The sequence below is a fragment of the Blastopirellula marina genome, from assembly GCF_002967715.1.
GTDB lineage: Bacteria > Planctomycetota > Planctomycetia > Pirellulales > Pirellulaceae > Bremerella > Bremerella marina_B.
Genome location: NZ_PUIA01000001.1, coordinates 39,407 through 51,720, shown reverse-complemented (window position 1 = coordinate 51,720; position 12,314 = coordinate 39,407). Strand labels below are relative to the sequence as shown.

Sequence of the window (12,314 nt, the reverse complement as noted above, 5' to 3'; positions counted from 1 at the left end):
AAAAAGAAGGTCCGCAGCACGGACCTCCCTTCGACATTAGTCGGATGATCTTTTGAATATGCCACTACTGGGCCGGGATCTGCATCGGCGGTGGAGGCAGCTTAATCGCCCCGTTTTCAGCCGCCATCGCCGCCAGGGCATCAGTGTAGGTGATCAACAGTCCATGTACATGCTGGAAGTCCGGTCGCTGCGTAAGCGGGGCATAATTGGCGTTGCCGGCAACCTGGTCGTAGCGGGCAATGCAGGCCTGTAGGATCTGGGGATTAGGGTGCGGACCTTGTTCGTAGATCTGCTTAGGTAAGCCGAGATATGCTTTCCACTGGTCGTCGAGCATGCTCCCCAGGCGATTCGAGGCGGCGGCTAACTCCATCCGCAACTGATCGACGCTGATACTGTTTTGCGGCGGTATAGCCGGAGTCAGTTCGACCGTTTGCTGGGGGACTTCATAGGCACCGACTTGTGCTGGTTCGACCAAAACGTTGTCGGAGTACTTTGTCAGCGTGGTCAGCAGTTCGGCCGCCGAAGCCGGCAGTACCGGCGTGTTGGTCGCTGGCTGCCCGGTTGGTGTTAAACCGGTGCTGGCGTAGTAGTTTCGATTGGCCCCTGGATCGATCTGCAGCGAACTGCCATCGACCGAAGCCCCGACGAACAATCCTCGGCTGCGGCTGTACGAATAGATCTCGCTCTTCAGGGATAAATCGGTCCCTGCCGAAGCATTTCGCCCCACGGGCCCTGCGGAAGCGGCCGCATCGACACCAATGGTGAACTTACCGTTGAGCAAGCCCTGAATGCTGTTACGGGTCATGAAGACCAAGACCACGTCGGTAGCTTGAATACCGGCTTGCCAGCCCACGCTACCACCGGTCATGGTGACGAACTGAGGTGGCTGCCAGGCTCGATTCTCGTCGCGAATCATCACCACGCCACGACCATGACGCACGCCAACGACGAAGCCCCCTTTGATCATATTTGGGATGACGACCACCCCTTCTGCCTTGGCGAGCATCGACTGTGGAATCCCACTAGCGGGGATCGCCATGATTTCGTTCAGGACGCCGGTGGCCTGCTGAACGATCATGTCTTCGCGACCTTGCTGAGCAAGGGCACTATGCACGGTAAGCAGCGAAAGGGTGATTGCAGCAAGAGCAACAGATGTGTGCCTGGTCATTTTTGAATTCTCCTCCGTGAACATGAACTGCCGCTAGCATTGGTAGCAGTGAGGCGACAGCCTGGGTTCGCCCAATGTATCGTAGCGGCAACAAAGGACAAACCTCGATTTGCCACGATTGAGTGGGCCTGGCTCCTTTTAGGTACTACGAATCGCATACCATTCCGTTCGCATCTGCCCCTTACTCTTCGGTGTGAAAGACGACGTACTTCTTCAACTTCACATCGACCCCGGGGATAATCCGCGCGGCGTTTTCGTGGTAGATCTTCTTCAAAACATCATCCGGCAATCCTATGCCGTAGATGTACCACAGCCCTTGCGGTGGCGGGACTTTCTCGGAGTAGGAGAAATATTCGTCGAAGGTCTCGAAGAACCGCCAGTAGTAGTGCAGGCGTTCTTCCGGCCAGGGACCATCGGTACCGAACAGTATCCGATCCTGGTACTTCATCACGAAATCACGCGACGTGTATGGCTGGCGTCCCAGTTCCGATATGCGCGATGCTGGTTCGACGTAAAGATTCGGGTATTTCTCGAGCCACTGGGCCACGATGGCCAGGTCTTCCGAGTCGTTTGCCATGTGGGCTCCAATGAAGATTGTCTCGGGGTGACGCTCGATCACCCGATTGCGTGCCGCCAGCAGTTCTTCCCGCGACGGGAACTTATCGCCGTAGAAACTCCAGTCGGGATGTCGCGATAACTCTTCCCAGCGTTCGTTCGTTTTGTCGATCGGGCGGAAGAAGGCCTCGGGATCGGCCGTATGAATGATCACCGGCAGCCCCAACTCGCCGCAGGCTTTCCAGATGGGGTCCCAGCGAGGATCATCAATCTTCAACAGCGATCCGTCGGCATCCTTGTATCCCAGCCCAAACTGCTTGAAAAGCTTGAGCCCGCTGGCCCCTTTCTTCTTCACTTCAGCCAGTTCCAGGGCCATTCGCCGACCAAACTCGGGACGCTGACAGGCCCATGTCTCAGGCTTCTCAGCGTCTCCATCCCCTTGCCAGTCGATATTCGCGTAAATCAGAAACCGATCGGGATACTTGGTCCACAGGTATTTGGCATGAGCGTCGAAGTCGTCCCCCAGCTTTCCATCGAGACTAACACATAACGCGATATTGTTGCGATCCATCACCCCGACGAAATCGTCTAGTTGTTCAGGCGAGTGTTTCAAGCGATAGCGGAAGTGGGTGTGATCGTCGACAACGGGGAACTTGGCTCGCGTCAGATTCGTCTGGCGGACCTTCAGCATCGCCTCGGGGCGAAACTCGCCAATGGCCAACGGACGTCCATTTTCGCCATCCAGCGGTGGGTCGGTCTCATCGTTCTGGCCGTAAGCGACGCTCGCACCGCTGGCAATAACAACCAGCAAACACCACAGCGATCGCAGGCGACGAGGGGGACAAAGCATGAAACTTTCCTTTCGTTGTCAACTTTTTTTGCCAGCCAGGGATAACCCTAGCAAGGCATTTTCTGTTGTCTAGCAGCAAGGGCGGACTTGTAGTGATTGGTACTCAAGCAAAATGGCCGTAAAATGTGGCGATCTACCCAATCTTCGAACTCTTGCGATGTTATGAGCCTCGACGAAACGCAAAAACAAACTCCGGGGCAACTAAGTGCGGCGAAACATCTCAGCCGCCCCAAGGGTCGCCCCCCTTGTGAGATACCTGGCTACGATCTGGATTCGTTGTTGGGGCGCGGAGCTTACGGCGAGGTCTGGGTCGCCACCGACCAGAACACCGGTCGCCGGGTCGCCATCAAAATCTACCACCACCGTGGGGCCCTGGACGAAAGCTTGATTGCGTCGGAAGTCGAGAAACTCGTCTTCCTGTCGGCCGATCGCTACGTCGTCCAGTTACTGGAAGTGGGCTGGAACGCGGAACCTCCCTATTATGTCATGGAATACCTTCCCAATGGTTCGCTGGAAGATCTCCTGCGTCGAGGGGGAGCCATGGAAATCGAGGCCGCGATTCAAACGTTCAAAGACGTCGTCATTGGTCTGTTGCATGCTCACGGGAAAGGCATTTTCCATTGTGATCTGAAGCCGGCCAATATCCTATTGGACCAGGACGGAAAGGCACGTATCGCCGATTTCGGCCAATCGCGGCTCTCTAACGACCAGCGACCGGCTCTGGGAACCTTGTTCTTCATGGCCCCGGAACAAGCCGATATCGAGGCCTCGCCCGACGTACGCTGGGATGTGTATGCATTAGGGGCCCTGCTCTATACGATGCTGGTTGGCGAGCCTCCGTTTCGCTCTTCTTCCAGTGTTGGAGAAATAGACTCGACATCAGGGCTACGCGATCGCCTGGAAAAATACCGCCGGGTCATTGCGATTTCCCCTCCGCCAGAGGCACACAAGAAGATCCGCGGTATCGATCGCGAACTGGTCCATCTCATCGACCGGGCCATTGCGGTCAATCCACGCGAACGATATCGCAATGTTCAGGAAATCTTCGATGCGTTGAACGAGCGAGAGCGCAATCGTTACCGCCGCCCACTTATCCTGCTGGGGATCTTGGGGCCGGCCATCCTGCTGACCATTGGCCTGTTCTTCGGCTGGCAGAACTACAAGGCTGTCATGCGTACCAGCGAAAACGCCATGATTGCCAAGACGTACGAAAGCAATCGTTTCGCGGCCGAGTTAGCCGCCACGAACGTCTCCAACGCGATCGAAGATCGCTTCAAAGAGGTGGAACGTCTTGCAACGGACCCCGAATTCGTCGACCTCTATCTCAATACCGTTTACGATCCAGACCTGAGCAAGCTACTGGAAAAGCTACACGAAGAGCGGGCCACCGGGGCAAATCAGACCCCCGAACGCATTGCGTTTCAAGAACACCCCAAGCGGCAAGCGTTGCAGAAGCGAATCCGCGCCCAGTTCGAGCTTCCTTCGCAAAAGAACACGGCCAGTTGGTTCGTGACCGATGCCCAAGGATTTCATATCGCCTCGTCGTTCGACGTCGATCCGTCCGTGTCGCCCATTGGTGGTTATTTCGGCTATCGAACGTATTTCCACGGGGGCAGTGCCGATCTCGCGCCGACAGACCCTACGCCAGAGCCGATCCACGATACGCACCTTTCGGCCGTGTTCCTCAGTACCGCGTCGGGGACGTGGAAGGTCGCCATGTCGACTCCCCTGCGTACCAATGGCAAGATCGTGGGGATCGTGGCGATGTCGATCGACGTTGGGAAGTTCACGAGCCTGGAACCGGCCGAACATCAGTTTGCCGTTTTGGTCGACGGACGCGACGCCCCCACCCAAGGAGTCATCCTGCAGCACCCCCTCTTTGACAAGTTGCTCGAACAAGGCGAAATCGTCCCGATCCGCTTTTCGGAAGAGGACAAGTACCGCGTTAAGCTTGGCAAGTTCGAAGCCGGAATTCCGGTCGTTGGCCAAGATCCGATTGGTCGCGACAACCTCGGCAAAGAGTATGACAAGTCGTGGATCTTCGCTGCTAAGCGTGTCTCGCTGCCTCATCGAACGCAACAAACCGAGCAAGACCCCGGTTCCACCGGCCTGGTCGTGGTGGTGCAGGAAGACCACCGGTTTGCCGTGAAACCGATCTACGAACTGGGCGATCAGCTTTCGCGACAGGCCATCCTGGCGGCCAGCTTGATTATTCTCGTCATTCTGACGCTATGGTATTTTGTGGTAAGGGCTCTGCGTCGCGTGAAAGTCGGAGCCATGGCCATCGGCGATACAAGCAGTGTCATTCCACCCCATGAATTGACGACGATTATCGCGCCGGCCAAGACAGGCAAGAAACCATAATCCAGGGGCCAGAATGGCTGAATTGTTCGCCCGAGATACGCTTTCCTCGCAGCGTTGGCGACGACGGCTGGTTCCCAATCAGCCGTTTGTCCTGGGGCGTTCGACACCGTCCTATCCCATCTCGTGGGACAAGCAGGTCTCGTCGAAGCATGCCCAACTGAACTGGAACGGCGTGCAGTTGGAGATCCGGAAGTTCGAAGAAGCTGGCAACCCGATCTTTTATGATTCGCGGCCGCGTATCTCGTTCATGCTCGACCCAGGCGAGCATTTCGTCATTGGGCACACCGAGTTTCTTCTGGAAGATTCCGAGCCGACGATGCCGTTGCCGCATCGCAGCCCCCGCACCGAAGTCACCATCCGCCCCGAAGAGATCCGCCGAACCTCTTTTCGCAAAACGCCGGGCCGGATCGAGATGCTGACCGATTTGGTCTCGAAGATGACCGCTTCGACCGACCACGAACAGCTCATCACGATCACACTACAGCAGCTTTTACATGGCATTCCGCACGCCACCGATGTTCAGCTTCTGGAACAGACCACCAAAGACGAGCCTCATAGCTTCTCCCCGATTGCCTGGGACAGTCGCGACGGCGTATCGACGCCGGGGGGTTCGAGCCAAAGCCTGATCGAGAACGCGATCGGTTCTCAGATGTGTGTCTTGCATGTCTGGCCCAACGAACCCGACCCGGCTGATGCTGAATTCACGCAAATCGCCGGGCATGATTGGGCGATGTGCATTCCCTTGGAAATCAAGCTGCATCAAGCGGCCGCGCTGTACATTTCCGGCAGGCGAGCACGGCTCGAAGGCAATCTATCCGAGGTCGAGATCCTGCAAGACGACATCAAGTTTGCGGAACTGGTCGGTTCGACGTTCGCTAATCTCTCGCGCAACATGGCCCTCGAACGCCGGCAATCGCAGTTGAACCAGTTCTTCACGCCGGGTCTCTTGGATCAGGTTTCGACCGACATTGAAAGTTACCTGGCTCCGCGAGAAGCTGGCTTGATGGTCCTGTTTTGCGACCTGCGGGGTTTCTCGACCGCCACGGAAGAGAACATCGATCGCCTGATTCCTTACCTGCATCAGACCAGCGAAACCCTTTCGATCATTACTTCGGCAATCCTGGCCCAGCAGGGAGTTATCGGCGATTTCCATGGGGACGCGGTCATGGGCTTCTGGGGCTGGCCCATTGCGACATCCGAGAACCCGCTAGGCTGCATTCAAGCTGCCTGGGAGATTGTGCAAGCGCTCGCCGGGACCGAGTTCCTTTGCAGCGATACACCAGCCCAAGCCGGCATTGGTATTGCCGCCGGGCAAGCGGTTGCCGGCATGATCGGTAGCCGCGACCAGGTCAAAGTGACCGCCTTTGGTCCTCCCGTCAATTTGGCTTCGCGAATCGAAGGCATGACCAAACCGCTGGGCATTCCCCTTCTGCTGGATGAACAGGCCGCCGTCCAACTGCAAAGCCATCCGTCGATGCCCCCGAATACGTTCTTACGCCTGGGAAGCTTTCGGCTGTCGGGGCTGCGGCAAACGACGCAGATCTTCACGATCAATTCCGGCGAACTCCCCTGGTTGCCGAATTTTTCGCAGGGGCTGATCTCGTTCGAGGAAGGCAACTGGCCGCGGGCGATCTCGACGCTTGAGTCGCTGCCTATGCAGTTCGGTCCGCGCAACCTTCTGCTGCAGTTTATGCAGAGCTACGAGAATCAATGCCCTGCTGATTGGAGCGGCACCATCGAGCGACACACCAAGTAGCTACCGCGTCGCCGGAGAAGCCGCCGGCTGCGTATCGGCACCCATCTCGCGCCAGAAGCGTTTGAACTCGGCCGCGATAAAGAACGAACCAGTGACGACCAGCACATCGTCCTTACCGGTCGCTGCCAACGCTTCATGAAACGCGACCTTGGCCTCGTCGGCCGTATATATCGGCAGCGAGCGATCGCACTCGATCGACTCGATCACCTTCAGAAGCTGTTCGGGACTGGTGGCCCTGCTGCTGAAACCATATTTAGTGAGCCAGGCCTGATGAAACACCCCGAGCAAATGCGAGAGAACGGCGGCATGATCCTTATCGCCACTGGAAGCAAAGACCAGGTGACGCCGTCGATCCGGGAAATGCTTATTCAAAACCGTTACCAGCGCAGCAGCTGAAGCATCGTTGTGAGCCGCATCGACTATTACCACCGGACGCTCCGATAAACATTCAATGCGTGCTGGCAGTTGCGTTGTGATCAGCCCGGTCGGCAGGGCTTCCGGCGGAATCGCGTGCCCCATCTCGCGCAGCTTTTCAACGGCTGCAATGGCCAGCCCAGCGTTGGCAACCTGGTGATCTCCCTTAACGCCAATTGCCAGCTGCTGCTTCGGTTTCGCGTGCCACTGGAATTCAAACGCCTGCTGAAAGAGCCCAGCGGCCTCCGCTTTCTGCCAAGAGTCGGGCAAAGGAACACTGGTAAACTGATCGCCGAGTTGTTCGAGCGTCGAATCGTTCCGCCGGGAAACGTCGATGATCACCTGCTGAGCTTCCGCGGCCATCACACCACTGACGACCGGGATGCCTGGCTTGATGATCCCAGCTTTCTCTCCGGCAATCTCTGCGAGAGTGTTTCCTAAAAGGGCCGTATGATCGCGGCTGATACTGGTAATGATGCACAGCAGTGGTTGGCACACGTTGGTCGAATCGAGTCGGCCACCCAAGCCCACTTCGATCACAGCAAAGTCCACGCCTCGCTCGGCAAACAGCAGAAAGCCCATCGCCGTGGTTATCTCAAAGAAAGTCAGACGGTCGTCGGCGCTGGCGGACTCGTCCATCTGAGCCACAACCGGGCGAACGGCATTCACCAGCCCGATAATGTCCTCGGCAGTGCAGTTCCCTCCGTCGAGCCAATAACGTTCTTCAAGCCTCTCTAGGTGGGGCGAGGTGAACCGCCCGACATGGTAGCCTGCTTTCCACAGAATGTTGGAAAGAAACGCCGAGGTCGATCCCTTTCCCTTCGTACCGGCGACGTGCACGATCTTTAGCTGGTTTTGGGGGTCCCCCAGTCGCTGCAGGAAGGCCTGCATCCGATCGAGCTTGAAATTCCGCGACCGGTAGGGAATGTCGGTGGTTCGCTCGTAATTGATCCGCTGAAACAACCAGTCCAGTGCTTCCTGGTACTGTTGCGAATCGGTAACGGATTGACTGGCGTCCAACGAGGTGACTTTCTCGGAGCGGAAGCGGGTAGTGGCAACGAATGTCACTTCCTATCTTAACGAAAAAGGGGCTCTGCCTCACCGGCATCCACTGTTCCCACGGTGAAAACGGCAAACTGAACGCGCGGGCCAAGAATAAAAAAAGGCCGGTTCACTGCGGGGTGAACCGGCCTGAGTCAGGAGACGGACGTTTTGGTTAACGGGGGTTCGTTTCGTTGGACGGACGAAACGAAAAGTTGGAGGTTGCACGATGACGTTCGGGGGAACATTTCGTACGAGCTTGTCCTAGAGCAAAGCATCAGGCGTGCCAAACCTGCCAACAATCTTTCCTCGAAAACTACAAAGCGTTTGATTTCAACGGGTTACAAATTGTCTCGCAAAATTTCTGCTAGCAGCGCGAGCGTTCCCATTTGTAACGTTTGCAATTTGTACAAACGACCTTTTGAAGTTCCTACGCAAACCAGGCGTCCAGGCGATTACAACTTATTGCGAAGCGAGACCTCGCCACCAAATCGAGTGGCGATCGTGCGGTAGACGTTTAGGTCAACCGTTTCGGTAACCTTGCTCACGCTACCGTCGACAAACGCGACGTTGACCACGCCAGGGTGGAAGCTACGAGCCGTGACGGCTGCCATGCAAGGGTTCTGATCAACGTCCCCAGCACCTTCCGCGTTGTTCACAAAGTCGGCCGGCTGCAAACGACCATCGATGTTAAAGATGGTATTCGGGGTGAAAAACGCCGTATAACCCGTTTGCTGGACATTGCCACTAACCCATTGCGTATGCCCTGCCGGAGCCGTGCTCGAGGTCACATTGCTGTTGATTTCACCAGCGACCGCGGAAAGGGCCGGAATGCCGGTCGAGTTGTCGTAGACCGAAGATGAGTGGAATCGCGTAAACGCGTTCACCTCCGAAAGTGCCATTGTGTTGCTGGTACCGTCGGCGAATTCCGCGATCCGTGTAAAGCGATTCGCTCCGAAAGCCCCGTCGCCCGACTGGGACCCGTCATAAACCAAAAAGGTTCCGATCGACATCGCATAGTTCGACGGGAAGTGATCTGGAATACCATCACCAGTGACGTCGACCGAGCGGAGGTTCACCTCGGAAGGACACTTGAGCATGTCGAGTTCAATCGCCGGCAGAGGAACACCCACGTTCAAGACGTTCGAGGCCGATCCGTTCGATTGATAGGCCGTGTAAGAGGTTCCCCAATCGATGGCTGCCTCCAGCGGGCCTTGTTCGATGAATGGCAAAAGTCGGGCAAACCCTGACCACTGGCCACCGTTGTCCCACGATGGGGGAAACGAGTCATAGGTATCGTGATAGGTAAGACATGCCAGCGAAAGCTGCTTAAGATTATTGGTGCACTGTATTCGCCGAGCCGATTCGCGTGCCTGCTGCACAGCCGGCATCAGCAGCCCGACCAGCACACCAATAATGGCGATCACAACGAGTAATTCGACAAGCGTGAAACCGTGACGATGTTTCATTCGAGACGACCCTTGGAAAAGCTCAGGCAGGGAGTAGGGGGGAACAAGAAACTTTCCCCCGCGCTAGGTACATGAATGATACCCACCTATGCCACATAAACCGAGTGATTTTGCTACGATTTTCGTCGTTATTTTAGCAGGCGGGGCTAGCTCAGGCATTAAAAAACGCCACCTCGGAACGATTTTCGAGGTGGCGATGCTGATTTTAAGGCTCAGACTCGGTCTCAACAACAATCGCTACAGGTCGTTGCGATTTAAGACTTCGCCGTTGTTTCGGGTTGCCGCGGCTCGGTAGACACTCAGGTTAACCGTGTCCGTCACACGCGAAACCGAGCCATCCATGAACGCCACATTGACGACGCCAGGGTGGTAACTGCGGGCAGTTACGGCCGCCAGGGTCGGATTCGAGCTCAGGCCACTTCGATCTTCACGATTGTTGGTGAAGTCGGCTGGAGTTGGACGACCGGCACCGATGTTAAAGTCGGTATTGGGCGGGAAGAAAGCGGTGAAACCGGTTTGATGCGTCTTACCATCGACCCACTCGGTGTGTCCTGAATTTCGGGTCGCGGTGGTCACGGTCGACTCGATATACGAAGCGACATTCGGGAACGAATTGATCTCGGCGGTTCCGTAGGTCGCGCTGTCGCGATCGTAGTGAGTGTAGGCCTTCACCTCGGAGAATCCCATGGTGTTGCTGGTCCCATCAGTCATATCCGCCATTCGTAGATTCTTACTGGGAACGAACGCCCCTTCACCCCCACTGGATCCATTAAATACGTACCAGACACCCATGTTGATGGCGTAGTTCAGGGGGTAGTTCTCGGGACGTCCCGAGCTATCAAGTCGCTGCTGATCCTTCACTTCCGAAGGGCAAAGCAGAGCATCAATTCGCAATGCAGGCAGCGGAATACCATTAATCAGTGTCTCGCGCGAACCGCCGTAGTGGTATTCGTGGTAGTCGACGCTGTAATCGATCTCGGTCTCGATGGCCTTCTGCTCCAGGAAAGGAAGCAAACGAGCCTGAGCCGACCACTGATTGTTTCCGCCCTGAAAGCTCGTCGGAAACTTGGTGAATGTGTCGTGGTAGTTGTGCGTAGCCAAGATCCATTGCTTCAGCTGATTGGTGCACTGCATCCGCCGAGCGGCTTCACGAGCCTGCTGTACGGCAGGTAGGAGCAGTGCAATCAGAATGCCGATGATGGCAATCACAACCAACAATTCAACAAGGGTAAAACCTTTTCTCTTCATCCGGCGGGGGCCTTCTCTATACGGGATCACTGTGGGAGTTGAGAACTCGATAGGCCAACAAAGCAGGGCTTTATGATACAAAGTCTCAGTCCATTTAATAGACCTGACGGGGGATTCACACCTAATTAATCTCGAACTATTCCCCTTACCCCCGATTGGCGAAGAGGGGGACCTAAACCCAATCCTGGCCCCTATAAGCGGTAGAAGTCGGACATTAAGTAGGGAAGATCGTGTGAAGTCCCGGCCAGACGCCAGCTTGGTTCCTTGTCACTTTGGCACAGCGGATTTATAGTCGGACTTTTCCCTCTTTTGTTCTTCCTTAGGCAGAAGGAAAGAGAAAAGCAGCCACCGCTAGCCGAACCAAGCTGGCTGAACTGCGTAAACAGGGGATATCGGCTCGAAACGCCCTCTTTGTAAGGCACATCGGCACGCCATCATCCACTGCTAATCCTTTCCTCCTCACTATTAAGCACCACCGTGGCTTGAAACAGGTTCCATGGCATCGGTAGAAACTCAACCGCAAGCGTCTAAATCCTCGTCCGACAACGAAGTCATCATTGAAACGCGTAATCTGACCAAGATTTACCGCGACTTCTGGGGACGTCAAAAAGTCCGAGCCCTCAAGGCACTCGACCTGGAAGTGCGTCGCGGCGAAATCTTCGGCCTGTTGGGGCCGAACGGTTCCGGCAAGTCGACCACGATGAAGCTTCTGCTAGGTCTGCTCTTCCCTACCAGCGGCCAGGCCCTGGTCTTTGGGCAAGATCCGTCCAGCATCGCCACGAAGGAACGTATCGGCTACCTGCCGGAAGAGTCGTACCTGTACCGCTTTCTCGATGCCCGCGAAACGCTCAACTTCTACGGCCAGCTGTTCAACATGCCAGCCGATGTTCGCCAGAAGCGGGTCAACGACCTGATCGAGATGGTCGGGCTGAAGTGGGCCGAACGCCGCCAGTTGAAGGAATACTCCAAGGGTATGACCCGTCGTATTGGTCTGGCCCAGGCCCTGATCAACGACCCCGAGCTCATCTTCCTCGACGAACCGACCACCGGTTTGGACCCGATCGGTATTCGCGAGATGAAAGACCTGATCCTGAAATTGAAGGACGAAGGCAAAACCGTCCTGGTCACCAGCCACCAACTGGCCGACCTGCAGGACGTTGCCGACCGTATCGCCATTCTGCACCAAGGCGAACTGAAAGAACTCGGCCGCGTCGATGCCCTGCTGAAGGTCAGCGACGAAACGCAGATCCGCGCTAAAGGGGTCAGCGAAGAAGCCAAGGCTGAAATCCGAGCAATCCTCGAACGGGAACATGCCGAGAACATCTCGGTCGAGAACCCAACCACCACGCTGGAAGAACTCTTCCTGAATATCGTCCGCGAGAGTGAAGCCCGACCTGGTCGCCGTGCCGGTTCGGACCGTTCTTAGTCCCGTCGCCTACGCACCTAGGC

At 56.2% G+C, this 12,314-nt stretch carries 8 protein-coding genes; 3 read left to right on the top strand and 5 right to left on the bottom strand.

All coding sequences use genetic code 11. The features are described 5' to 3' along the window. Positions 1–64: 64 nt before the first annotated feature. Both C5Y96_RS00210 and C5Y96_RS00205 read right to left on the bottom strand, forming a co-directional pair. Positions 65–1,168: a lipid-binding SYLF domain-containing protein gene (locus C5Y96_RS00210; protein WP_158261015.1), complete on the bottom strand. Its 1,104-nt coding sequence runs from the start codon at positions 1,166–1,168 to the stop codon at positions 65–67. Positions 1,169–1,349: 181 nt separating this feature from the next. After that, on the bottom strand, positions 1,350–2,573 hold the full coding sequence (locus C5Y96_RS00205; RefSeq protein WP_105349537.1) for an amidohydrolase family protein: 1,224 nt from the start codon (positions 2,571–2,573) through the stop codon (positions 1,350–1,352). A 162-nt stretch (positions 2,574–2,735) separates the two neighbouring features. Here C5Y96_RS00205 and C5Y96_RS00200 point away from each other — a divergent pair, with 162 nt between their 5' ends. Together C5Y96_RS00200 and C5Y96_RS00195 are read left to right on the top strand one after the other, a co-directional pair. Continuing rightward, positions 2,736–4,937 (top strand): protein kinase domain-containing protein, encoded by a 2,202-nt coding sequence (locus tag C5Y96_RS00200; RefSeq protein WP_158261014.1) that lies wholly within the window; start codon positions 2,736–2,738, stop codon positions 4,935–4,937. A gap of 13 nt (positions 4,938–4,950) precedes the next feature. Further along, positions 4,951–6,693: an adenylate/guanylate cyclase domain-containing protein gene (locus C5Y96_RS00195; protein ID WP_105349535.1), complete on the top strand. Its 1,743-nt coding sequence runs from the start codon at positions 4,951–4,953 to the stop codon at positions 6,691–6,693. Here C5Y96_RS00195 and C5Y96_RS00190 read toward each other — a convergent pair whose 3' ends face one another. The 3 genes from C5Y96_RS00190 to C5Y96_RS00180 all read right to left on the bottom strand — a co-directional run bounded on the left by C5Y96_RS00190 (position 6,694) and on the right by C5Y96_RS00180 (position 10,865). Further along, the gene (locus C5Y96_RS00190) at positions 6,694–8,175 is read right to left on the bottom strand and encodes a bifunctional folylpolyglutamate synthase/dihydrofolate synthase (protein ID WP_105349534.1); all 1,482 of its coding nucleotides are present in this window, start codon (positions 8,173–8,175) and stop codon (positions 6,694–6,696) included. A 428-nt stretch (positions 8,176–8,603) separates the two neighbouring features. Further along, the gene (locus C5Y96_RS00185) at positions 8,604–9,617 is read right to left on the bottom strand and encodes a DUF1559 domain-containing protein (RefSeq protein WP_105349574.1); all 1,014 of its coding nucleotides are present in this window, start codon (positions 9,615–9,617) and stop codon (positions 8,604–8,606) included. A 237-nt stretch (positions 9,618–9,854) separates the two neighbouring features. Then, positions 9,855–10,865 (bottom strand): DUF1559 domain-containing protein, encoded by a 1,011-nt coding sequence (locus C5Y96_RS00180; protein WP_105349533.1) that lies wholly within the window; start codon positions 10,863–10,865, stop codon positions 9,855–9,857. 496 nt (positions 10,866–11,361) lie between these two features. On the opposite strand from C5Y96_RS00180, the gene C5Y96_RS00175 reads away from it, so the two are divergent. Beyond that, positions 11,362–12,291: an ABC transporter ATP-binding protein gene (locus C5Y96_RS00175; RefSeq protein WP_105349532.1), complete on the top strand. Its 930-nt coding sequence runs from the start codon at positions 11,362–11,364 to the stop codon at positions 12,289–12,291. Positions 12,292–12,314: the final 23 nt, after the last annotated feature.